General features: G+C 67.0%; 9 protein-coding genes. 6 read left to right on the forward strand and 3 right to left on the reverse strand.

Annotated elements, in window-relative coordinates:
* Positions 1-20 precede the first annotated feature (20 nt).
* From LA521A_RS09275 to LA521A_RS09285, 3 genes are all read right to left on the reverse strand, one after another.
* Entirely contained in the window at positions 21-803 is a 783-nt protein-coding gene (locus LA521A_RS09275; RefSeq protein WP_281778629.1) for a bestrophin-like domain, read from the reverse strand.
* 230 nt (positions 804-1,033) lie between these two features.
* On the reverse strand, positions 1,034-1,417 hold the full coding sequence (locus tag LA521A_RS09280; RefSeq protein ID WP_281778630.1) for a DUF1622 domain-containing protein: 384 nt from the start codon (positions 1,415-1,417) through the stop codon (positions 1,034-1,036).
* Positions 1,418-1,450: 33 nt separating this feature from the next.
* A complete protein-coding gene (locus LA521A_RS09285) occupies positions 1,451-1,891 on the reverse strand; it encodes a YidH family protein (RefSeq protein WP_281778631.1) in 441 nt (146 codons plus the stop codon).
* A 245-nt stretch (positions 1,892-2,136) separates the two neighbouring features.
* Here LA521A_RS09285 and LA521A_RS09290 point away from each other — a divergent pair, with 245 nt between their 5' ends.
* The 6 genes from LA521A_RS09290 to LA521A_RS09315 all read left to right on the forward strand — a co-directional run bounded on the left by LA521A_RS09290 (position 2,137) and on the right by LA521A_RS09315 (position 25,969).
* Positions 2,137-3,726 (forward strand): arylsulfatase, encoded by a 1,590-nt coding sequence (locus tag LA521A_RS09290; protein WP_281778632.1) that lies wholly within the window; start codon positions 2,137-2,139, stop codon positions 3,724-3,726.
* A 618-nt stretch (positions 3,727-4,344) separates the two neighbouring features.
* Positions 4,345-16,920 carry an SdrD B-like domain-containing protein gene (locus tag LA521A_RS09295; RefSeq protein WP_281778633.1) on the forward strand — a complete coding sequence of 4,192 codons (12,576 nt, stop codon included), beginning with the start codon at positions 4,345-4,347 and terminating at the stop codon, positions 16,918-16,920.
* Between the two features lie 11 nt (positions 16,921-16,931).
* Positions 16,932-17,960: an OmpA family protein gene (locus tag LA521A_RS18940; protein ID WP_343226689.1), complete on the forward strand. Its 1,029-nt coding sequence runs from the start codon at positions 16,932-16,934 to the stop codon at positions 17,958-17,960.
* Positions 17,961-18,127: 167 nt separating this feature from the next.
* Positions 18,128-21,289, forward strand: a complete 3,162-nt coding sequence (locus LA521A_RS09305) for a YadA-like family protein (RefSeq protein WP_281778634.1) — start codon at positions 18,128-18,130, stop codon at positions 21,287-21,289.
* A gap of 71 nt (positions 21,290-21,360) precedes the next feature.
* Entirely contained in the window at positions 21,361-23,133 is a 1,773-nt protein-coding gene (locus tag LA521A_RS09310; RefSeq protein ID WP_281778635.1) for a S8 family peptidase, read from the forward strand.
* 463 nt (positions 23,134-23,596) lie between these two features.
* Positions 23,597-25,969: a winged helix-turn-helix domain-containing protein gene (locus LA521A_RS09315; protein WP_281778636.1), complete on the forward strand. Its 2,373-nt coding sequence runs from the start codon at positions 23,597-23,599 to the stop codon at positions 25,967-25,969.
* The last annotated feature ends 274 nt before the right edge of the window (positions 25,970-26,243 follow it).

The raw sequence follows: 26,243 nt of genomic DNA on the forward strand, positions 1-26,243 counted from the left end.
CCATCTCTGTCTAGGAAGCGCTAGTGGGCCTGCGGCTGCATCGAAGCGCGCAGCTCGAGCATCGGGTCTTGGGGTACGTTGACCATGCCCGTCGAGGGGCGGTCCAAATCCACCACAAGCGTTGCAGCCAGTGTTAGCAGGATGAACAGTAGCGTTGTTGCCCGACGCTGGTGGCCGCGTTCGTAGCCCACCATGCCTGCAGCCAATAGTGCGAACAGAACCAGCATCCGGAGAATCCTTGGCGGTATGTGTGCCTGTCGCGTAGCGAAGCGCTCGGCGGCCAGGTCGATGGATTCATTTGTCGTGGTGACTAGCAATGATGCGCGAGGAGTGTCACGGAAGGGTGCGATTGCGGCTATCAGGCCAGCCCATAGATCATTCTGCATGGCTTCCGAGCGGCGATACTGCTCTATTTCCTCGGCCGGCGAGGACGCCTCGCCGAAGGCGACGCGGGTATTCACGTAACGGCGTAGCAGATCCTCCATGCGGGCACGTTCCGGCGCGTCGAGCAGCTGCATCCTGAGCCACGTCGTACCAATCGCATTGGCTTCCTTGACGACCAGCTCCCGCCGGGATTCATATCGGGATAATGCGATCGAGAACGTGAACCCGATCAGCAACGCCAGCAGGCCAAGGACGGACGTCATCGCGAACGCATCGCTGTCGTTCTCAGTGTCAGCATCCGGCAGCTTGCGCCGATCACGTAGAAACTTACCGAGCTCGCGCGCGACGAGCATTCCGGCGAAGAGCAGGAGCGCCAGAACCCATAACGACAAGTTCTCAAGTTCAGCACCGAATCCCATTTGCGCTCTCCCGTGTCCTAAGGCAGGTCGGCCAACTCGATATACTTGCCGTCTAACCGGCTGGTGTGTTGTCGCGGCCGGCCTCTCATGCAGACGCTGCTCCCGCGCACGTTGAAAAGCACGGCATATGCGTAACAAAGGCGGACAACAACTGCGTGCCCATTCTCGAGCACCTGCAGAATACCGAGACGGCCGCCAGCTTCGATGAGGTCAGAATGCGGACAACCCGCTCAGGCTTCATGGCGTCGTCCAGTCGTGGCGTCTTCCAGGCTGCCGCGATACTCCTGCAGGTCCTTGTCGAGGAAATAGTTCAGGAACGTGCGGATGAGGGCGATGACGCCTAGGCGAATGAGGTCTTCGTAGCTGGGCGCAATGGTGGTTTCGATGATATCGGCCGCGAGCAGGAACGTCAGCGCGGCCACAAGCCACCGTGCGTACCACACCCAGATCGCGCGAATGGGGACGCGTGCGGCATACGTAGGCGATAGCAGCCATCTCGCTCCAGCGATGAATGTCGCGATCGAGCCGAACACCGCGACAGCAACGGCCATGACGTCCACCAGGAGCACGGCCCATTCGGCTATTGAGTGCAAGACCTCGCGTGTGCCTTCCATGTGCTTTTCCCCCGGAGTGCGTTGTGGGAGTGCTCAGGTATATGGGCCAATGTGGTAGATCATGCTAATCGACGTTAGCAAACCGAGCGCCAGAATCAGAAACGCTGCGACGAGCGTCATGGAGGGCGGAAAAGGGCTTTCACCATGGATGAGGCCGGAGGTACGCAGTCCACCGCGTTGCTTGCGAAGTGCCAGCATGAACCAGATGTGGTAGACGATACCCATCATCAGTACCAGCAACCCGATCACAACGAGCGACAAACCAAAGTTCCGCGCCGATGCCGCATGCTCGATGACCTGCATATCCTTCAGGCGCTCGAACGCTTTGTGAATTGTGAAGCCGAAGCTGATTAGCGAAAGCGAGGTTCGGATTACCGCCATCAAGGTGCGGTCGGCAGCAAGGCGCGTTCGCTGAAACGCCATGCCGGTGCGACGCGATGCTAGTTCGGTAGACGTACTCGTTGGTGTGGGCACGACTGAATCCTGACTCGACATTCCAAGCTCTCCCGGTCACCGTTTTAGCTGCCTTCCTATCTAGACGCCGAGCCGGCGCGCCTGAGCGGTTTTTAATCTGTCGGCGCGTATCTGTAGGTCACGCTCTCTTCACGAGCAGCGCTTCACCCGTACTTGACGTTTCTGCATGGATCATCAACGCCTCTTCGCCGCGGCCGTGGCGAATTCGACGCTATTTGGCTATCCCCGTGGCCTGGAGGCCCGAAATGGCAGCTGCAGCGAAGAAGTCAGAAGGCAAAGGCGACTCATCCCGCCCGAACATCCTGGTGATCTGGGGCGACGACATCGGCACATGGAACGTCGGTGCCTATACCCACGGGATGATGGGGCGAACACCGAACATCGACAGCATCGCGCGCGACGGCATGCTGTTCACTGACCACTACGGCCAACCCAGCTGCACTGCCGGACGCGCGGCTTTCATCATGGGACAGCTGCCGATCCGCACCGGCATGACGACCATCGGCATTCCAGGCTCCACGCGCGGCATCCAGGCGAGCGATCCGACGCTGGCCGAAGTTCTGAAATCGGCCGGTTACGCGACCGCGCAGTTCGGCAAGAACCATTTGGGCGATCGCAATGAGTTCCTGCCGACGATGCACGGCTTCGACGAATGGTTCGGCAACCTCTACCACCTCAATGCCGAGGAGGAGCCGGAAGAACTCGACTATCCCGGCCAGAAGAATCCCGAATACAAGAAGAAGTTCGGGCCGCGCGGCGTGCTCCATGCGTGGACCTCGGACAAGGACGATGCGACCACGGACGAGAAGTTCGGCCGGGTCGGCAAGCAGAAGATCGAGGACACCGGCCCGCTGACGCGCAAGCGCATGTTGACCTTCGACAAGGAAGTGCTCGACAAGACGCTGGACTGGCTCGATCGTGCGGGCAAGGGCGACAAGCCGTTCTTCTGCTGGTTCAACACCACCGCCATCCACATCCATTCGCACTGCACGCAGAAGTACATCCAGATGGCCGTGGACGAAGGCCGCGCCGAAGAGGACGTGGTCCGCGCGAAGATGCTCGAACACGACGAGCACGTCGGCGCACTGCTCGACAAGCTGCGCGAACTCGGCATCGAGGAGAACACGATCGTCGTCTACAGCACCGACAACGGCAACGAACTGATGCTGTGGCCCGACGGCGGCTACGCACCCTTCCGTGGCGAGAAGGGCACGACCTGGGAAGGCGGCGTGCGCGTGCCGCACCTGGTGAAGTGGCCGGCGAAGATCAAGGCCGGAAGCGTCTCCAACCAGATCCAGAATCACGAGGACGTGTTCGTCACCCTGGCCGCGGCTGCAGGACTGCCCGACATCAAGGACAAGCTGCTCAAGGGCCACGAGATGAACGGCACCAAGTACAAGGTGCACCTGGACGGCTACAACCAGCTCGACCTGTGGACCGGCAAGAGCGAGAAGGGCGCCCGTCGCGAGATCTTCTACTACGACGAAACCGACCTGATGGCCATCCGCGTGGATGGATGGAAGATGCACATCGGCGTGAAGCGCGAAGGCAGCTGGTGGGATTCGAAGTATTACCCAAGCGTGCCATACGTGATGAACCTGCTGATGGATCCAATGGAGAAAATGGATCCGCAGTCGCACGAATGGGGCTACATCGGCCGCAAGTTCTTCGCGAGCAAACTGTGGGCGCCGACCGCGGCGGGCCCCATCATCGCCGCGCACCTGAAGAGCCTGATGGACTTCCCGCCGTCGCAGGGCGCCGACACGCTCAGCATGAAGAAGGCGCTGGAAGAAGCGCAGCGGAAGATGGAATCCCCGGCTGGAAGCAGCAACTGACCCCCGCAAGCGAGCGCCGCGTTACAGCGGCGCCCGCTTCGCCAGCGCGCCAGGCGATGCGTGACGGGGGCTGAGGATCAGGGCCGGAAGCGTCATTCCGACAAATCATCTCGCTGAACACGCTAGTCGATGCCTGCAACCGCGCGTACCGCGCATTCAGCGGCTGAATTCCTCACGATTCACTCACGATTTTGAAACTAACCTCTTGTTCGGAGTCCGTTCAGGTGCCGCGCATGTGCGCACCGGATCCATCTCACGGCTGAGGTCGACACAACGAGGATCGTCATGGGGATGTCGACCTGTGTACCCGCTGATGCGTGGTCGACCTCAACGCTCGATCCGCGTTCCACGACAGACACCCATCAAGTCGTTCGTCCACGCGCGTCGGCCATCTTCGAGCGCGAGAGAACCAGACGCATCGTGCCTTGCTGCTTTCGACCCTGCTTCGCGAGTCATTGGCGTCTGCGAAGACGGCCCGACTCTGTCGGGCCACGTTAGCTCCAGCAGCTTCATTCCCAAGAATTCGACGTCACTAGGTGACGCGCATCCTGGACGGTTCGCATCGGGTTCCATGCGTAGCCGCAGCGACCGTTCCGTAAGGGGTATCGGGAGGACCGGGTGCTCTTTGCCTCGCTGGGTATACCAAGGCACGCTCATCGCATCGGCCCGCGCTGGCGCGCGTGGCTGCGTGGCAGCCTGCTGGCATTGCTCAGCGCGATCAGCGCACCGGTGCTCGCGGTGGACCTGGGCATTACGGACCTGTCGGATACGGGCTCGGATCCGACGCCTGCAGGAGGCGTCGTCACCTACAGCGTGACGGTCGAGAATGCTTCGGCCGATACAGCGGCCGGAACCTTCGTCCTGTTCGATCTACCGCCGGGAACGACGGCGGTGTCGCTGCCGCCGTTCTGCACCGCCAATGCCACGGTGCCCACGCGCATCGAATGCGACATGGGCGCGCTCGACGGCATCCTCATCGGCGGGCAACCGGTGACGTTTCAGATCCAGGTCGATACGGGCGGCTTGCAACCGGGGTTGGTCGAAATCGATGCCGCCGTGGGACAGGCGCCTTTGCCCGATCCGACGGTGCCGCTGGATCAGTTGCCGCCGACCGACCCGTTCTTCGCGGCCGACACGAACCCCACCAACAACACCGCGTCGCAAAGCACGACGCTGATCGATTCGGCCGACCTGTCGCTCGACAAGTCCGCCACACCCAATCCCGTCGTCGCCGGTGGCATCGTCACCTTCACCATCGCGGTGACCAACAACGGGCCCAGCCCCTCGACCAACTTCTCCGTACAGGACTCCTTGCCGGCGGGGCTGGTCTACATCGACGGCAGCGCGAGCGGCACCGGCTGGACGTTCAGCGGACCCAACGGCACCTTCGCCGGCACCTTGCCCGCGGGCCAGACGGCGACCTACACGTTCCAGGCGGAGGCGACGGCGAGCAGCGGCAATCTGGTGAACTCGGCGGTCGTCACGCCCACCACGCCCGATCCGGACACCAGCAACAATAGCGACAGCGTGGACGTCGGCATCACCGCAGGTGCGGACCTGGCCATCGGTAAGTCGGTCACGCCAGCGCCCGCCGTCGCGGGTGAAACGGTGACCTTCACCATCGTCGTGGAAAACCGCGGGCCGAACGACGCGACGGGCGTGTTCTGGGTGGACAACATGCCGCCCGGGTTCACCATCACGGGCGGATCGCAACCCGCCGGATGGACCTGCGTGACCGGTCCACTAAACCAGAACCGGCGATGCGACTACACCGCCGGCGCGCTGCCGGCCGGCAGCAGCACGACCTTCACCATCGACGCCACGGTGCCCACAACGGGCCCGGGCAGCAGCGGCGATGTCACCAACACCGCGACCATCGATTCGGACACGCCCGATCCCGAGCCGAGCAACGACAGCGGCAGCGCGACGTTCACCGTGCTGACACCGGGCGCGGACTTGGCACTGACGAAGGACAAGCAACCGCCGCTGGTCAACGTGTGGGACGGCACCGAGCCGGATCTCGACAGCCAGATGACGTCCACGATTACCGTCACGAACCAGGGCCCGGATTCGGCGACGGGCCAGGTGCAGGTCACCGACGTGCTCGCGCCGGGCGAGCAGTTCCTCGGCGCATCGCCGACGCCGCCGTGGACGTGCACGGTCGCGCCGCCGGTCTACATCGGACCGGGCACGCCGCAGACGGTGACCTGCACGCTCGATGCCTCGGCGCTGCCGCTCGCGCCCGGACAAAGCGCGCCGCCGCTCACGATCACCACGCGCGCACGCGAACCCGGCACGTTGACCAACACCGCGTGCACCGGCGGTTCGGGCGGGACGCTGGAGCCGATCACCGGCGGCGGCGTCAATGTCGACGGCAATCCGGGCAACGACTGCTCCGGCGACGGAAGCGGCTCGACGGTGCAGTCGGCGGATCTGTCGATCACCAAGCAGACCAACGGCGCGGGCGAGGCCGACAACACGCTGCCGGTGACCTACACCAGCTTCACCTACACGCTGACCATCACCAACGCCGGTCCGGATGGAACGCCGGGCGTGGTGGTGAACGATCCGATCCCCGGCTTCATCCCCGGCGTCACCACGGCCAGTGCGGTCGCACCCGCGGGCTGGACGTGCACCATCGACGCCAACGGCAGCCTAGTGTGCCGCTCCGATGCGACGGTGCTGGCGGGCGGCGCCAGCGTGACCATTCCCATCACCGTGAACGGGCCGATGCTCGACAGCGCCGTGCGTCCGGCGGGCACTTGCGGTGGGGCGGCGATGCCGGCCGGTTCCTGGTGCAACACCGCGGGGGTCGGCGTCGATCCGGCCGTGCCCGGCGCGATCGGCGAGATCGACGACAGCAACAACTCCGCGGGCGACTACGTGCGGATCCCGCGCGTGGCCAACGTGCAGACCACCGCCAAGACCATCACCACCGGCGCGCAGGGGCAGGTGGGCGTGCCCAGCACGCATCGCATCGACTACCACAACCAGGGTCCGTCGACGGCCAGCGCGGTGGTGTTCCGCGATGTCATCGCGCTGCCGCCGAACGACTCCGGCTTCGTCCTGAACACGGCCGTGCGCGACGGCGGCGGAACGACCACGTGCACGGCGGTGCCGGGCGCGAACGTCACCGCCGTGGCCGCGCCGGGCGGCACGCGCTACCACACCGAAGGCGCGGGGGCAGGGCTGCTCACCATCACCTGCACGCCGCTGGACATGGCGAGCGGGCAGAGCAACAGCCTGACCATCACGCTCACGCCGATCTTCAACCTCACCAGCAACCCGGCGCGCGCGTTCCCCGACACCGGCGATTTCTTCTTCGACTTCAACGGCGACGGCACGCCCGACCCGAGCAACGGCGCGGACGGGTTCGGCAACTACCAGTTCAACACCGATCCGACGAATGCCGACGACCAGAAGACCGCGGCGCTCACCTTCGCCACCGGCGAGGTGGACCTGATCACCAACAAGGTCGACGTCGGCTTCACCGGCGGCGTCGACCCGATGGGCTACGACCCCAACGACACCAGCCAGAACTTCGTCTCCTACCAGATCACGGTGATCAACAATGGCGGGCCGTCGGCGGCCACGGGCGTGCGCATCACCGACACCATCTCCCCGCAGGCGGGCGCCACGGTGCGTTACGCCGGCGCGTCGGCCACGGCGGGCGGGCCGTTCGATCCCAACCGCTGCGCGATCACCGCCGGTTCCAACCCCGTTACCGGCCCGGCGACGATGACGCTGGAGTGCATCATGCCCGGCGCCGGTTTCCCCGGCAGCGACCAGCTCGGCGTCATCAACGTGAACGCCCAGAGCGCGATCTACCTGAGCTTCGAGTACCTCACGCCGCCCAGCGCGACCGGCGACACGTTGAACGATTCGGCCACGGCATCCGGAAACGAAACCGACACGCAGCCGGGCAACAACAGCGAAGACGAGAACACCAGCATCCGCACGCGCGTGGACATGGCGGTGTCGAAGACGACCGTCACCCAGGCGCCGGACGCGAATCCGACCGTCGCGCTGCCGCCCACGGTCGATCCGGTGACCGTACGCGAGCCGTTCTTCTACGTGATCGAAGCGGTCAACAACGGCCCGGGCTCCAGCCTGAGCCTGGATCGCAGTGGCACGAATCCGCTGAACGGGCCCGGCACGCGCATCGTCGATACGCTGCCGGCAGGGGTGATCGTCACCGGCACCATCACCTGGCAGAAGGTCGGCCCGTCGGTCGGCGTGGGCGATGTGCCCAATGGCACCGGCACGTGCTCGCTCGCCGGCAGCACCGTGACGTGCGACCTCGGCGATGTCACCTTCGCGCCGGGCAATGGCGGTCGCGTGCGCATCATCGTCCCGGCGCGCTGGGACACGGTGCCCGCCGGCGGCACGAGCAGCAACACCGCGACCGTGTCCACGCAGCAGGTCGACAACACCAACGGCAACGACACGGCGACGGTGCCGCTGGGCGTGATCGCCTCGACGATCACCGGCACCGTGTTCGAGGATCGCGACCGCGCCGGCGCGAACGGCGGCGTGCCGCAGGACGCTTCGGCCGAACCGCGGGTTCCCGGCGTGACGCTCGCGCTGGCGGGCACCGACGTCTACGGCAACGCCATCAGCCTCACCACGACCACCGACGGCAGCGGCAACTTCACGTTCGGTGAACTGTCGCCGTCGGATGCCAGTGGGTACGCGATCACGCAGACGCAACCGACCGGTTACGTGAACGGCCCGGTCGATCCACCCGCGACGGGAGGCAACGCGCCCTCGCTCGGCGGCACGTACGCGCGCGGCGGTGCCAACGGCAACTCCAGCTTCGCGACGATCCCGGTGGGTCGGCAGGATGCCGGCATTCGCTACAACTTCCCTGAACTCATCAACGCCAGCCTGTCCGGCTTCGTCTATTCGGATGCGAACTCCGACAACACGCGCACGGTCGGCACCGACCCGCCCATCGTCGGCGCGACGGTCGAGCTGCTGAATGCGATCACCAGCGCCGTGCTCCAGACCGCGACCACCGATGCCAACGGCGCGTACACCTTCGTCAACCTTGATCCGAACGTGGTCTACACGCTGCGTGAGCCGTTGCCGGCCGGGACGTTCAACAACGCGCCGCTGGCGGTGAACCCGGGCCTGGTCAGCGGCGCGCCGTGCACGAGCGGATGCACGCGCGGCACCGGCGTGGCTGGCGATCCGCTCACCACCGACCGCATTTCCGACATCGACCTGGCGGTCGGCAACGGGCAGGGCACTGACTTCAACTTCGGCGAGAACCCGACCGACGTGGCGATCAGCGGCCGCGTCTGGCTCGACACCAACGACAACGGCGTCATCGACTCCGGCGAAACCGGCATCGCCGGCATCGCGATGCGGCTGACGGGCATCAACAACAACGGCATCCCGGTGCTGCAGGACGTCAACACGGACGCCGACGGCAACTATGTCTTCACCGGCCTGGTGCCGGGCACCTACACCGTGACCGAAACCGTGCAGCCCACCGGCACGTTCAACGGCACCACGGTGGTGGGCACGGTGGGCGGCACGGCGACGGATCGCGCGACCACGCCGTCTTCGATCAGTGGCATCGTCACCACCGCGGGCGTTCCCGGCACCGGCTACAACTTCGGCGAGATCCAGCCCGCGTCCATCGCCGGCAGCGTGTTCTACGACTTCAACAACGACGGCCTCATCAACGGTGGCGAAGTGGGCATCGCCAGCGTGACCGTCACGCTCACCGGCACCACCGACACCGGCGCGGCCGTGAACACCGACGCCACCACGGACGCGAACGGCGCGTTCGCCTTCGCCGACCAGCGCCCCGGCACCTACACGCTGACCGAACCCACGCAGCCACCAGGCACCACGAACGGCATCACGACGCCGGGCACGATCAACGGCGCGCCCTCCGGTACGGCGACGCCGGTGACGACGACACCGTCGGCGATCTCGAACATCGCGCTGGGGGCGGGCAACGCGTCCATCACGAACCTGTTCGGCGAGATCGCCGACGGCGAAATCGCCGGCCGCGTCTGGCTGGACAACAACAACAACGGCGCGATCGACACCGGCGAGAACGGCATCGGCGGCGTGCAGATCGACCTGGCCGGCGTCGTCAGCGGCGGTGGCGCGGTGGCGCGTTCGGTCACCACCAATCCGGACGGCACGTGGGCGTTCACCAGCCTGCCGCCGGGCACGTATGCCGTCGTCGAACCGGCGCAACCGACCGGCACGTTGAGCGGTGCGACCGTTGCTGGCACCGGCGGCGGTACGGCCACCGATCCGGCTACCGTGCCCTCACGCGTGTCGGGCATCGCGCTGGGCGTGAGCCAGCAAGTCGATGGCTATCTGTTCGGCGAGATTCCGCCGGGCACGATCACCGGCCGCGTCTACATCGACGGCAACCGCAATGGCGTGCAGGACGGTGTGGAAGTGGGCATCGCCAACGTCGCGGTCGTGCTCTCGGGCATCGACGACCTCGCACAGAACGTAAGCCTGCCGCTCACCACCGGGCCGCTGGGCGGATTCCAGTTCGAGAACCTGCGGCCGGGCGTGTATGCGCTCACCGAACCCGACCAACCGCCCGCCACGTCCGACGGCATCACCGACCCCGGCAACATCCTGGGCGTGCGCAGCGGCTCGCCCACCGCGACCGGCACCGTGCCCTCGCGCATCAGCGGCATCGTGCTGCCGTCGGGCCAGGCGCACATCGACAACCTGTTCGGTGAGTTCCCGACCGGTTCGCTCGCCGGCCGCGTGTGGCTGGATGTCGACAACGATGGCGTGATCGACACCGGCGAAACCGGCATCGCCGACGTGACGGTCGAGCTGTCCGGCCAGACGCTGACCGGCGTGCCGTTCAACCTCACCGATACCACCGACGCCGACGGCCGTTACGAGTTCACCGGGCTGCCGGCCGGCACCTACACGGTGACCGAGCCCAACCAGCCGGCCGGCACGGTGAACGGCATCACGGTGCCCGGCAGTTCCGGCGGAACGGCGACCGCGCCGAACACGGTGCCGTCGCAGATCAGCGGCATCGTGATGACACTCAACGAGAACGCCACCGACTACAACTTCGGCGAGGCGCCGGGCGCGTCCATCGCCGGCAAGGTCTACATCGACGAGAACCTCAACGGCGCCTACGACGATGGCGAAGCGGGGATCCCGAACGTCATCGTCGTGCTCAATGGCAACGACGACCTCGGCCAGGCGGTCAACGCGCCGATGTCGGCGCTGTTCAACGCGCTTGCGATGCGACTGGTGGTCAACGGCACCACCGCTACCGACGCCAATGGCGATTACCGCTTCGACACGCTGCGGCCGGGCACCTATACGGTGACCGAACCCGACCAGCCGCCGCTGACGACCGACGGCGTGACCACCCCGGGCACCGTCAATGGCGTGCCCGACGGCGTGGCCACGCCGCGCGGCACGCTGCCGTCGGCCATCAGCGAGATCACGCTGACGCCGGGCGCGGCCGCCATCGGCGCCAACTTCGGCGAGATCGCCGATTCGCCCGACCTGAAGGTCAGCAAGAGCGCGGCGCCGGCGCAGTTCACCGTCAACAACATCGCCAAGTACAGCATCCGCGTGCGCAACACCGGTCCGAAGACCACGGCGGGCGATTACGTGGTCGAAGACCGCCTGCCGCCGGGCCTGACGCTGGCCGCGACACCGACCGGCAACGGCTGGGCCTGCACCGGCGCCGTCGGCGAATCGCGCCTGAGTTGCACCAGCAGCGTGCCCATCGCGCGCGACGAGACGCGCGCCGACGCGATCCTCGTGCAGGCGCGCGTGGATGCGTCGGCCCTCGCCAATTCGCCGGTGAACAACGCCGTGCTGGTGCAGGGCGGGGGCGAGGACGAAGCACACGTGCCGTCGCCGGCCGAACGCGCGGCGTTCGAAGGCGATGTCACCGGCTTGCCGGTGTGCGATCCGGCGATCACGCACAACGCCTGCCGTGTCGCTACGCCCATCCAGCTCGCGTCGGCCGTCTCGGGCACCGTCTGGTTCGACGCCGGCAGCGACGACACGCACCTGGATGGCGGCGATGTGCGCCTCGACGGATGGCACGTCGAGTTCGTCGATGCGGCCACCGGCAACCTCGTCGCCGAGGTCCTCACCGCCGCCGACGGCACGTACCGCATTCCGGACCTCATCCCCGGCGTGCGGCATTACCTGCGTTTCCGCCATCCGACGTCCGGCGTGTTGTGGGGCTTCCCCGTCACCGGCGAAACCGCCGCGGGCCCGCCGGCGCCGTGCGACGCGGACGCCGCCATCGCCGGCGGCACCGCCAGCACGTGCCGCGTGACGGACCAGAGCATCACGCAGCTGGAAGTCGTGCTGCAGTCCGGCGCGGAACTGCCGCAGCAGAGCCTGCCGGTCGATCCGGGTGGCGTGGTGTACGACGTGGTCACGCGCGATCCGGTGCCGGGTTCGGTGGTGACGCTCGCGCCGAGCGGAACGTGCGCCAGCTTCGATCCGGCGACGTCGATCCTCAATGGCGGCGCCGGCGGTTACAGCATCGAGGGCAATGCGATCTCGATGACGGTGGGCGCCAATGGCTTCTATCAGTTCCTGTTCGCACCGACCGCGCCACCGCGTTGCGACTACACATTGCGCGTGACGCCGCCGGGTGGCTTCGCCTTCCCCTCGACCGTAATTCCCACGCAACCGGGCACGTTGAATCCGCCGGGCGCCGTCGGCACGACGTTCGACGTGCAGCCGCAGCCGGCGGCACCGACCGCGCCGGTCGGTGCGGGGACGGCGTACTACCTGGCGCTGTCGTCCGGTTCGGCGACGGCCAGCATCGTGCACAACCACATCCCGCTCGATCCGGCGGTGGCGCCCGGCCTGGTCATCACCAAGACCGGCGACCGGCAGGTCGTCGAACTCGGCGACACGCTGCTCTACACCATCACCATCCACCAGACCGCGGGCGAAGCGCTCGACGACGTGAACGTCATCGACAACCTGCCGCCGGGTTTCACCTACATCGACGGCACGGCGCGCGCAGACGGCCGCGGCATCGCCGATCCCCTCGGAAAGCCGGGTCCGCGGCTGGTGTTCGACGTCGGCCCGATCCGCCCGGGCCAGCAGATCCAGTTGAGCTATCGCGTGCGCATCGGCATCGGCTCGATGCAGGGCGATGGCATCAACCGCGCGCAGGCATTCGGTTGCTCGATCGAGGGCGGTTGCGTCGATCCGGGCACGCTACAGCCGTTGCCGGGCACCGTGCCGTCCAACCGCGCGCAGTACCGCGTACGCGTCACCGGCGGCGTGTTCACCGACGAAGGCTGCGTGCTCGGCAAGATCTTCGTGGACGGCAACAACAACCACATCCAGGACCACGAGGAACTGGGCATCCCGGGCGTGCGCTTCTACTTCGAGGACGGCACCTGGATGGTGTCCGACTCCGAAGGCAAGTACAGCTACTGCGGCCTGCCGCCGAAGAGCCACACGCTGAAAGTCGACGCGAGCACCTTGCCGCTCGGCTCGCGCCTGACGACCAGCAGCAACCGCAACCTCGGCGATGCCACCAGCCTCTTCATCGACCTGAAGAACGGCGAGCTGCATCGCGCCGACTTCATCGAAGGCAGCGGTTCGAACGAAGTGCTCGAGCAGGTGAAGGCGCGCCGCACGCAGGGCGAAACCTCGGCACCGCAGACGGAAGTGCAGGGCGCGCCGCTGAGCTTCCAGACGCAGCCGCTGGGTGCGCCGTCGGGCGCGACGATGTCCGCGCGCCAGGATCCGACCATCGTCGCGCCACGCGGCACGCAGCGTCCGCCGGGCGTGGGCGTCGGTGGCGGCATCGACAACGTGGTTCCGGCGGCGACTGGGGCGACGACGGCGCCGGCGACGACCGACGCCGCGCCGTCGAGCGACATCGCACCGGCGCCAGCCGACACGACTGCGCCGGCCGTGCCCGACCACCGCTTCGAACCGGCGCTCGGCGCTCCAACGGCGCTGTATCCGCAGACGCCATCGACGACCGACGAACCACCGCACGCCCTCGACGTGCAATCGGGCAACGTCGATTACAGCGTCAACACCGACGTGGACGTCGTACGCGTGGATGTGGACCGCGACGGCGTCCCGGCCGACGGCCAGTCGCCGGTGCATGTGGTCGTGCAGTTGCTCGGGCAAGACGAGCGCCCGCTCGCCGGCGACCGCTTCGCCACCATCGAATACAGCGGTGGCCGCGTGCAGTTGCCGGGTGGCCGCACCGACGAACTCGGCCCCGGCAAGCTCGACGCCGACCGCGTTACGCCGGGCATCCAGCTGCCGGTGAAGGACGGCCGCGCCGAGTTCGACCTGCTGGCACCCGACGTGCCGCAGGACGTGCTGCTGCGCATCACCGCCGGCGGCGTGTCGGCGGAGAACACCGTCAGCTTCCTGCCGGAAATGCGCGAGATGCTCGCCACCGGCCTGATCGAAGGCGTGGTGAATTTCCGCAATGGCGGCTCGCTCGATCCGGTGCGTCGCGACGACGGCTTTGATCGCGACATCCGCCGCTGGGAGCGCGAGTTCAACAACGGCAAGGCCAACGGCGCCGCGCGCGCGGCGTTCTTCGTCAAGGGCACGATCAAGGGCGAGTACCTGCTCACCGCCGCCTACGACTCCGACAAGGAAGTGCGTGGCCGCCTGCTGCGCGACATCCAGCCGGCAGAGTTCTATCCCGTCTACGGCGATTCCTCGCTGCGCGGCTTCGACGCACGTTCGGCCGAACGCCTGTACGTGCGCGTCGACAAGAACCGCAGCTATCTGCTGTACGGAGATTTCCAGACCGGCGATTCGCTGGCCTCGCAGACCGGCGTGGCAACCAGCGGCAGGATCGTCATGCGCAGCCTGGGCAACTACAACCGCACCGCCACCGGCTTTGGCTGGCATTTCGAAGGCAAGCGCGTGCGCGGCAACGTGTTCGCGATGGAAGACTCGCTGCGGCAGGTGATCGACGAATTCCCAAGCCAGGGCAGCGGCCCGTATGGCCTGAGCAACAACGCAGTGCTGGAAGGCAGCGAACGCGTCGAAGTCATCACGCGCGACCGCAACCAGCCCAGCCGCATCGTCTCGGTGCGGCCGCTGGGGCGGCTGGTCGACTACAGCTTCGAGCCGTTCTCCGGACGCATCCTGCTCAACCAGTTCCTGCCGGCGTTCGACAGCGAACTCAACCCGATCTCGCTGCGCATCACCTACGAACTCGACCAGGGCACGGAGAAGTTCTGGGTCTACGGCATCGATGCGCAGTTCCGGCTGAGTAGGTCGATCGAAGCCGGCGCTTCGTATGTGAACGACGAGAATCCGTTCGCGCCGTTCCGCATGGGCAGCGCGAACCTGGGCTTCCGTTTCGGCAAGAACACTTGGCTGGTGGTGGAAGCGGCGCGCACGGAGAGCGAGGTCAACACCAACTCGATCAACCAGTACGCGACGCCGGGCCTGCAGAACCTCAGCGGCGAGGTGGAAGGCGATGCGTATCGGCTGGAATTCGGCCACGACGGCAAGAACTTCGACGCAACGTTGTTCGCCGGCCGCAGCGACCCGGCGTTCAACAACCCGTCCTCGCCGTTGTACGGCGGGCGAGGGGAGTACGACCTCGAACTGACGTGGACGATCAACGAGCGCTTCGAACTCTACGTCGAAGCGTTGCGCAGCGAAGACCGCAACCCCGACGGCGGCGACCGCAACGCCGGCGGCGCGGGCGTGCGCATCGGTGCGAGCAAGCGGCTCACACTGGACTTCGGCGTGCGCGCGATCCGCGAAACCATCGGCGCGTATTCGCCGTGGTCGATCTCGCCGCCGTTCGGCAGCACGGGCGGCCTCAGCGGCGGCTTCGCCACGGGCAGCGCGGGTGGCGCGCTCGGGTACGGGCAGCAGCCGCTGGATCCGTTGACCGGCCTGCCGGTGATACGCAGCGACGGCACGGTGCCGACGTCGGACCTGCCGGTCGGCACGGAACTGGAATCGGACACGGTGCACGTCGGTGCCGGCTACAAGATCAACGACAAGTTCGTCGTCGGCGGCGAGTACGAGCAGGACTTCAACGGCGAGGACCGCAACCGGGTCGCGCTCGGCGTCGATTACCGGCTGATGGAACGCAATCGCCTGTACGGCCGCTACGAGAGGCAGACCGGCCTGACCAGCGCGTTCGGCATCACGACGGCCGATCGCGAAGCCGACGCGATCGTGTTCGGCATCGACAGCACGTATCTGAAGGACACGCAGGTGTTCAGCGAATACCGGCTGCGCGATGCGATCAGCGGGCGCGATGTGCAGATGGCGTCGGGTATCCGCAACGACTGGGACATCAAGGAGGGCCTGCGCCTGAGCACCGCCGCCGAACACGTGAAGATCTACGACGGCGACACCGGCGACACCACCGCGCTCGCCTTCGGCCTGGACTACAGCGCCAACCCGCTGTGGCGCGGCGCGATGCGGGTGGAGTACCGCGTCTCCGGCGACGTGGACGGCACCGTCACCGACGAGGAGTTCAACACCACGCTGTTCCAGCTGCTGTGGGCGCGCAAGCTCAGCCGCGACTGGACGCTGCTGGCGCGCAACTACCTGCTGGCGACGGATTACCAGGCGCGTGGCGACGTGCTGCAGGACCGCTTCCAGCTGGGCGTCGCGTATCGCGACACCGACCGCAACCGCGTCAACGCGCTGGCGCGCTACGAGTACAAGCTGGAAGAAGACAACAGCGGCATCGGCATCGCGGGCCTGCCGGAGCAGAACATCGGGTCCGATATCCGCACGCGCGCGCACATCGTCTCCGCGCACGCCGACTGGCATCCGTCGCGGCCGTGGTGGCTGACCGGTCGCGTCGCGGCGAAGTGGCAGGAAGACCGCTTCGTCTACAACGACGGCGGACGCGTGGACGACCGCTTCCGTGGCGTGCTGGTGTCCGGCCGCGTGGTGTACGACATCACCGAGAACTGGGACGTCGGCGTGCTCGCGTCCACCTTCCAGGGCGACTACGACGCCAACCAGTACGCGTACGGCGTGGAGATCGGGCGCCTGCTGCGGCAGAACCTGTGGCTGTCGGTGGGCTACAACTTCGTCGGCTTCGAGGGCGACCCCGACCTGACCGGCTACGAATACACGGACGAAGGCGCCTTCATCCGACTGCGCTTCAAGTTCGACGAAAACCTGTTCCTGCGCGACGACGACCGTTACCGCAGGCCGGCGCAGAAGTGAGGACACCGGACATGACACCCCACCGCACGCGACTGACCCTCGGACTCCTGCTGGCCTGCGCCACGCCTGGCTTCGCGCAGCAGGGCGCGCCTTCACAACTCACGCCACAGAAGCAGCGCATCACCGACGAGGCGATCTACGCCGACCACTCCACCTACCAGGCGACGCAGGACCGCATCCAGGCGCTCAACGACGCAGGCCGCCCGGTGCGCGATTACCACCTCGCCAAGGCGCAGTGCTGGCTCGACGTGTCGTTCCACGAATACAGCCGCAACGACCGCAGCGACTTCCCGCAGGACGCGCTGGACCAGTCGGCGCAATTGGTGAGCGCGATGGAGCAGGGCGCCACGCCGTCCGACGACACGCCGCTGGTCAACGATGCCCGCCGCCTGCGCGAGGATTTGTGGAAGCGGCTGGGCGCGATCCACGGCACGCCGGGGTTCGAGTGCGCCCAGCAGGCCGTGGCCTGCGGCGAGGTCGAACTGGTCCACGCCGGCAACGAGTTCAACCAGCAGCAGTGGCGCCACGCCAAGCCTTACATCCAGATGGCCGAGGACCTGACCAACGAAGCCGAGGCGCTGGCCCGCAACTGCACGCCGGTGCCGCAGAACATGACGCTGACCGCCAACCTGCTGTTCGACTTCGACCAGGACACGATGGGCCGGGTGCGGGCCGAGTCGCGCACGGCACTGGACGACGCCTTCCGGCGCGTGGGCGAGGAGAAGCTGAAGGTCGTCGGCGTCCAGCTGGTCGGCCACGCGGACCGCCTGACCGCGCGACCGGGCAGCGACTACAACCAGCGCCTGTCGGAACGTCGGGCGATGGCGGTGCGGCAGTACATCATTGCGCAAGGCATCCCGGCGGAGGTCATCACGTATGAGTGGCGCGGCGATACCGAGCAGGTCCAGGCCTGCGATGGCTACACCGGTGCCAGGCTCAAGGAGTGCCTGCTGCCGAACCGGCGCGTGGAAGTGAAGTTCGACGTGCAGCGCATCCAAGTGCCCCCGGCCGGGCTTGGGCCGGCCTCGCCCGGCGGGTGAGTGTAGGGCTGAACAGGCGCGCAAGTCAGGGGCTACCGCAGAATCAATGACTTGTCACGGCGATGTCACATTTGTCACTCCGATGACAGGCGCTGTCCTGCGCATGTCACCCGGCACGGGAATTGCTCGGCGAGGTTGACGGCTTACCCAACCGGAGCCGTCCGTCCATGCAACCTGCGAACCAGCGCCGCTTCCAGCGGCACGTTCTTACCGCCGCTCTGCTGTCCGCGCTCGCCCTTCCGGCCTACGCCGGCACGAACTGCCAACTGGTCGACAACGCGACCGGCACGCCGCTGACCATCGACAGTTCGGCGCCCGGCAGCGAAGCCCTGGCATGCGGCCCGGACGCGAAGGCGGCGGGCGACGGCTCGACCGCCATCGGCGACGAAACCACCGCGAACGCCAAGAACGCCACCGCCGTCGGCTCGTGGATTGACCTGAACGGCGACGGCAACGTCGACCCGGACGAGATCACCTGGGCCAACGGCCTGAACTCCACCGCCATGGGCGCCGCCGCGCAGGCCGTGGGCGACAACAGCACCGCCATTGGCGTCCGCGCGGTCACCAAGACCGCGGGCAGCGTCGCCATCGGCAACCAGGCCGGCGCGGTGCATGCGGGATCGAACCAGGTAACGACGGACGTCAACAAGAACGGCACCGGCGGCTGGGCGAGCACGATCGGGCCGACCACGCCGACCACGCCTGCGGGCAGCAGCGTCAACAGCGTCGCCGTCGGCGCCAACGCCAGCGCGAACGGCAGCAACTCGATCGCGATGGGCACCAACGCCAAGACCCGTTCGGTCAACGGCACCGTCATATTCAGCGAAGACAAGAGCACAGGCGACACCATCACGACGCGCGCCATCACCACCGTCGAGGCGCCCACGACCAATTCGGTCGCCATCGGCAACAACGCGGCGGTCAACGGCACCGGTTCGATCGCCCTGGGCAACGGCGCGACTGTCGACGGCAACAAGGTCACCAAATGGCAGAGCCCTTCGTACGGCCTGTTCACCCTGAGCACGGCGGAATCCGCGGTCAACTCGGTCGCCATCGGCAACAACGCCCGGTCGATGGGCAACAACAACGTCGTCATCGGCGCCGGTGCACAGACCTTGGGTGACATCTATTACTCGCCCTACGATGTCATCTGGCAGGACATGAACTCCACCGTCATCGGCTCCAACGCCATCGTCGGCCGAGGCATGGGCACGGCCGTGGGCTACTCCGCATACGTCAACGGCCGCAGCGGCGCCGCGATCGGCTACGCGGCGACCGCAGTCGGCCAGGGCGCGACCGCCGTCGGTGGCTGGCTCGACTGGCAGGCCGCCTTCGGCGCGCCGGCGGTCACCGGCCCTGGCGCTATTTTCAACCCGTACGGCAAGGCTTACGCCGTCAGCCTGGGCGCCTCGTCTTACGGCGGCGGCGCCTACGCGTGGGGCAACTACAGCACCGCCCTCGGCGCTGCGGCACGCGCCGGCGATCGCGACACTGAATACAACTCGGTCCAGCCCACGTCGCAATTCGATTCCATTGACCCCACGGTCATCGGCGCCGCGACCGCAGTCGGCTTCAACGCCAGCGCGCAGGGCCGTGCCAGCGTTGCCGTCGGCAATCAAAGCGTGGCCTACAACGCCGAAGCCGTCGCAATCGGCTCCGAATCGGTCGCGTACGGCTTGGACAGCATCGCGCTGGGCACGAATGCCGTCGCGACGTTCCACAAGAGCATTGCCATCGGCGAGAACGCCCTGGCTGACGGCTACACGGGCACGGCCAACATCGCATTCGGCAAGGACGCCAGCACCGCGCCAGGCTTGAGCGGCCAGACCAGCAACGCCATCGCCTTCGGTACTGGCGCCTACGCGAGCGAGGATGCCGCGTTGTCGATGGGTAATGCCAGCCTCGCCACTGGCGTTGGCGCCACGGCCGTCGGCAACGGCGCACAGGCGCTGAGCGACAGCAGCGCCGCGCTCGGCGAGAACAGCCAGGCTACAGGCGCGTCCGCGACGGCAGTCGGGAACTACGCGTACGCAGCGGGCGACTCATCCATCGCAACGGGCACGAACGCCTTCGCCATCGGCGCTGGCAGCATCGCCAGCGGCAACAACGCGTACGCCGGCGGCGACGACGCCGTCGCCCTCGGCAGCTACGCAGTGGCCGATACCGCCGGCGCGCTCGCCCTGGGCAGCGGCGCGAATGTGTACGGCCTCAACAGCGTCGCCATCGGCATGAACTCCAGCGCCGACCGCGATAACGTCGTCTCCGTCGGCAGCGCCGGCGCCGAGCGCAGGATCGTCAACGTCGCCGACGGCGTGGAAAGCACCGACGCGGTGAACAAGGGCCAGCTCGATGCTGTCGTCACCAACGTCGGCGGCACCATCGGCGCGCAGCTGGATACGGTCGCGACCGCACTGGGCGGTGGTGCGGCCGTGAGCACGCAGGGCATCTCCGCGCCGAGCTTCTCCTTCATGGGCGGCAGCTACGGCAACGTCGGCTCGACGTTCAGTGCCATCGATGCGGCCTTCAATGGCCTCAACGCGCGCGTCTCCACGCTGGAAACCACCGCTGCCAACCCGGCGCCGTCCGCCGGCGGCGCGCCGACGGGTACCGGCAACGGGCTTGCCATCGGTACCGGCTCCAACGCCACCGACGCCAACGACACCGCCATCGGCCACGGCGCCAATGTCGGCGCCGCCAACGGCACCGCGCTGGGCAACAACGCCATCGTCGATCCCGCGGCCGACAACGCCGTCGCGGTCGGTGCCGACAGCCACGCCAGCGCCAGCGGTTCGGTCGCGCTGGGGCAGGGCGCCGTCGCCGACCAGGCCAACACCGTGTCGGTGGGCAATGCTTCGCAGCAACGCCGCGTGACCAATGTCGCCGCCGGCACCGCCTCCACCGACGCCGCCAACGTGCAGCAGGTGCAGGACGGCGACGCGGCGGCGGTCGCATCGGCCAACGCCTACACCGACACCACCGCGACGCAGACGCTCACGCGCGCCAACGCCTATACCGACAGCCAGATGCAGGCCTGGAACGACAACTTCGACGACCTGCGCAACGACATCGGCTACCGGCTGGGCAAGCAGGACGAACGCATCGATCGCCAGGGCGCGATGAGCAGCGCGATGATGAACATGGCGATCAACGCCGCCGGCAGTCGCAGCCCGCGTGGTCGTGTCGCGGTCGGTGCCGGCTGGCAGAACGGCGAAAGCGCGCTGTCGGTCGGCTATTCGAAAGCGATCGGTGATCGCGCGTCGATGAGCATCGGCGGTGCCTTCAGCAGCGACGACAGCTCCGCCGGCGTCGGTTTCGGTATCGACCTCTAACCCATCCCACGACAACGCACGGCGCCCATCGCGGGCGCCGTGACCACTCCTTCGCACTCCAGGAAATCGCCATGATCTTTCGCCGTACCGTCCTCAGCCTACTGATCGCGGGCGCCTGCGCACCGGTGTTCGCCGGCACCGTGGACCTCACCTCTCTCGACGACGCCACGCTGTCGCCGCGCTTCATCGTCAAGTACAAGTCCGGCAGCGCCGAGCGCGCGCAGTCCGATGCACGCCAGCGTTCGCTCGACGCCGCCGCGACGCGTGCGCGTCCGCAGATGGGCGCGCGCATCGCCGCGCTGCAGGGTAACGCGGCGCTGCACGTGCAGTCGCTGCGCGCAACCGTCGGCGGCAAGCACGTGGTCAAGGCCACGCAGCGCCTGAACCGCACCGAAGCCGAAGCGCTGATGCGCGCCATCGCCGCCGATCCGAACGTCGAGTCCGTCGCTGTCGACCGTCTGATGCACGCGGCCGCACTGCCGAACGACCCGGTGTTGACCAGCCACCAGATGTGGCACTACGGCACCGGTGCCGGCGGCGCGCGTGTCACCACGGCGTGGGATTCGGGCGCCAGCGGCGCGGGCGTCGTCGTGGCGGTGATCGACACCGGCGCGACGCACCACGCCGACCTCGAACCGAACCTGCTGCCGGGCTACGACTTCATCACCGACGCCTTCGTCTCGCGTCGTGCCACGGACGGCCGCGTGCCGGGCGGCTGGGACACCGGCGACTACTCCGCTGCGAACGAGTGCGGTGCCGGTGCGCCGGCCGAGAACAGCAGCTGGCACGGCACACACGTGTCGGGAACCATCGCCGAGGTGACCAACAACGGCGTGGGCGGTGCGGGCATCGCCTACAACGCGAAGGTCGTGCCGGTGCGCGTACTGGGCCGCTGCGGCGGCTATACCTCCGACATCAACGACGCGATCGTGTGGGCGGCCGGCGGCCATATTGACGGCGTGCCGGACAACCCGAATCCCGCAGAAGTCATCAACATGAGCCTGGGCGGCGCGCACGAGTGCGAAGTCGACACGCAGACGGCGATCAACGCCGCCGTTGGGCTCGGCGCGACGATCGTGGTGGCGGCCGGCAACGACAATTCCCCGGTCACCGGCCACGCGCCGGCCAGCTGCGCGAACGTCGTCACCGTCGGCGCCACCGGCGCGTCAGGACAGCGGGCGAGCTACTCCAACTACGGTGCGGGCGTCGACCTGGCCGCGCCGGGTGGTGCGGGCACCGAAGGCGTCCCGGGCGGCTACATCTGGTCGACCCTCAACAATGGCACTACGGTCCCGGGCAGCGACATCTACGCCGGCTACACGGGCACGTCGATGGCGACGCCGCACGTAGCTGGCGTGGTCGCGCTAATGCAGAGCGTGGTCACCACGCCGCTGACACCGGCGCAGGTCGAAGGCCTGCTGAAAGCGACCACGCGCGCCTTCCCGGTGAAGCAGACGCAGGCCAACGGCGCCGGCCTGCTCGACGCGGCCGCCGCGGTCGAACGCGCGCGTAGCTTCGGCCAGCCCATCAATGGCCTGCCGACGACGCCGGGCATTGCGATGGTGCTGCCGCCGATGGCGACGGGCGAGCGCGAGCTGTACACGATCGACGTGCCCGCCGGCGCGACGAAGATCGACATCACCACCTACGGCGGTCGCGGCGAAGTACAGCTGCTGCTGGGGTACGAGGCCGATCCGTTGCCAAACTCGAACGTCGGCGCTTCGGCACGCCCGGGCATCAACCAGGCGATCACCGTCGCCAATCCGGCCCCGGGGCATTACTACCTCGCGCTGAGTGCGACCAAAGACACCAGCGGCGCGCGTCTGTTGGTGAAGGTGAACTGATTGAAGCGCGGGTCCACGCCGTGGTCCGTCGTGGGGACGCTCGTGGTCGTTCTGTGCGGATGGCATTGGGTGAAAGGTATGGCTCGTCTTCCATCCGTGCCAACCGTGGCGCCGGAAGTGCAACTGGACGAGAGCGCCTCTGGGCGTGACGTCCACTTGCACCTCGGTCAGCGATTGGCGGTCGCCTTGCCGGCCGCTACCGGTCTAGGTACCCAATGCTGGATCCAGAGCCCGGCAGACGCGATCCTGGAAGTCGAGCAAGAGCCTGCCCGCCCCGTGCGCCGCACCCAATGGGTGCTGCGCGCGATGCGCAACGGCCAAGGCCACTTGCGATTTGAGTGCCAGCAGGACGTTTCGGGCGAACGGCCGCGTCTTGTCGAGTTCCGTGTCCGGGTGGACTGATCGCGCCGACAAGATGCCTTAGGATGGCCAATCAGAAATAGTCTCAAGGCAGGTCGGGCGCATGCGCCTAACCCGGTATCGGTTCGGCGAATTCGAGTTCGACCCCGCATCGCGCGAACTGCGGCGTGCCGGTGTACTGCTGCCGGTGCCATTGAAGTCGCTGGAGTGCCTGGCCTATCTGGTCGCCCACCGCGAACGGGCGGTGGGACGCGATGAGCTCGTGTCCGCTGTCTGGGGCCGCACCGATGTGAGTGACACGGTGATTACCCAGACCATGCGGCGTGCCCGCAGGGCGCTGGACGACGCGGGTAACCGCCAAACCATTGTGCGCACGATCCCGGGATTCGGATACCGCTGGATCGCGGCGGTCGACGCACTTGACCATTCCCCGGATAGCGAAGCGACGCACAAGCCCGTCACCGCCGTGGGCGAGCCTTTGCGCGGCCCGGTCGCAGCCCCGCCATCGGAGGCAGCCGAGACGCACGCCGACTTGGTTTCAACGCCAGGCGGCCTGCCTCGCCGCCTGTTCGGCGGTGCCTTCCTGGTGCTGGTCGGCTTGGTATTAGGCGGCCTGGCTTACCTTTCGACGCGTGAGAAGGCAGCGCATGACATGGTTCCGAGCGACGGTCTGGTGATGGTGTTGCCAGTGGCCGTCGACCCACCGGATCGTGAGTACAGTTGGGTACGGCTTGGCGCGATGGAGTATGCCGCGGATCGCCTCCGTGGCTCTGCGCTGAAGGTGGCACCTAGCGAGCAGACGCTCCATTTGCAGGCCGCATCTCGCGACCGGGCAACGCCGGGCGGAGGGGCCGGGCCGGACGACGCGATGTTGCAGACCCTGCTCGCGAAGAGCGGCGCGCAGTGGCTGCTCGTTCCGCAGGCGTTTCAGGAGCGAAATCGGTGGCGAGTCCAGTTGCGCGCTGTCGGCCATCGCTCCGATGTTCGCCTGGAAGCGCAGGGTGATACCCCGTTGCAAGCAATGGCTATCGCCACCGATGCTTGGTTGCGTCGCATCGGCCGTGCTACGTCCGTGCGTCCTTCACCCACGCCATTCCAAGAGCGCCTGCGTCGTATTGATGCGGAACTCGATGCGGGACAGCTTGATGCGGCCCGTGAACAGATCGCTGCAGCGCCCGCAAAGGATCGCACCTCCCCCAGGATGCTGGTACGCGAGGGACAGCTTGAGTATCGCGCCGGACGAATTGCCGAGGCGAAGACACTGTTCGAACGCGCGATCTCGCACCCCGCGATTGCGGAAGATGCGCCGACCCGTGCAAAGGGCTTGATGGGAATGGGCTCGGTTGCTCTTCGCCAGGAACGGCCCTTCGAGGCGGAACAGCGCTACACGGATGCATTGGACGTGCTGCGGGGCGATGTGCGGAACGAGGACGTCGGGTTGCTCGGAGACGCATATAACGGTCGCGGTGTCGCACGCATACAGCAGGGGAAGTTGGCCAGCGCAGTCAGCGACATGGGATTGGCTCGGGTCGCCATGCAGGAAGACGGAGACGTGGTTTCGGCCGCGATGGTCGGCTCAAACGTCGGCCGTATCGAAGCGGTTCGCAATCATTGGCCGCAGGCGGTACAGGAATACGACAAGGCGATCGAGGTATTCGAACGCTTCGAGGTGCGTGACTATCTCGCTGCAACACTGGGGGCCAAGGCATCCGCCCAGCTTGCACTGGTTGAACCCGCGGAGGCCACCGAGACCATCGCGCGCGCACAGCGGCTCGTTCCCTCCATCGAAGACGCAACGCTACTAAGCTTCCTAGCTACGATCCGAATCCGAGTCGCACTGCACAATGGCAGGCTTGACGAGGCCGCCAACCTCCTGCAGACGCTTTCGCCCCAGGTGAAGAAGGAGCGGGAAGGTGTCGTCGCCGAGCTGGAGATGGCCTTGGCGATCGCACGCGGCGATCGACCGCGCGCCGCTGCGCTTGCGGCGCGGATCCCTCCAGCGTCCAAGCCGGTCGAGGAAGACTTGGCGATTATGGCCGTCCAAGCTGCAGGCAATGCTGCAGTGGCTCGTGCCTGGCGCGATCGTTTGTCGAATCAGCCCTCCGAGCGCCTATCAGATCGCGCCTTTGCTCGATCCTTCGCCTCGGCCATTGTCGAACGACGTTTCGGCGAACGCGATGCCGCATTGGCTGCCGCCAACAAGGCCATGGCGCTGGCCAATCGGGAAGGTAGCCCCGACGATCGGGTGCGTGCCGGCATCATCCGCGCCTTGGTATTGCTGGACGGTGAGGACTCGCAAACTGCGTTCGCGGTACTTGGCGAACTGGATGCCTATGTGACTGCCGACTATCGGGCCGCCTGGCTCGCCTGGACGCTCTATCGGCACGTCGGCAACACAGCCATGGCCGAACGAGCGCATTTGGGCATGGATTCCTTGCGGGGGGAGCGACAGGCGAACCTTGAGCCGACGTTGTAACGGCTCCGAACGATCACGGACGTAGCGTTGGATCGAGCTCGTCAAAGGAGCGCGACACCATGTCGCCAGGCTAATGCGCACCTTACGCGCCCATCAAGACGAAGCGTAGTGACTAGCAACTGGCCGCCACTTCCCAATAGCGGGCTACGACGCGCATGCGCGCCCCTTACGGATCGACGCGATCCGTCAGCCGTCCTGCACGCCTTCACACGTCACGCACTCGCCCTGGGCGGCGCAACGGTCGATCCAATGGTAGCGCGCGCTATTCGCCCAG

It is taken from the genome of Lysobacter auxotrophicus (assembly GCF_027924565.1).
Classification (GTDB): domain Bacteria; phylum Pseudomonadota; class Gammaproteobacteria; order Xanthomonadales; family Xanthomonadaceae; genus Lysobacter_J; species Lysobacter_J auxotrophicus.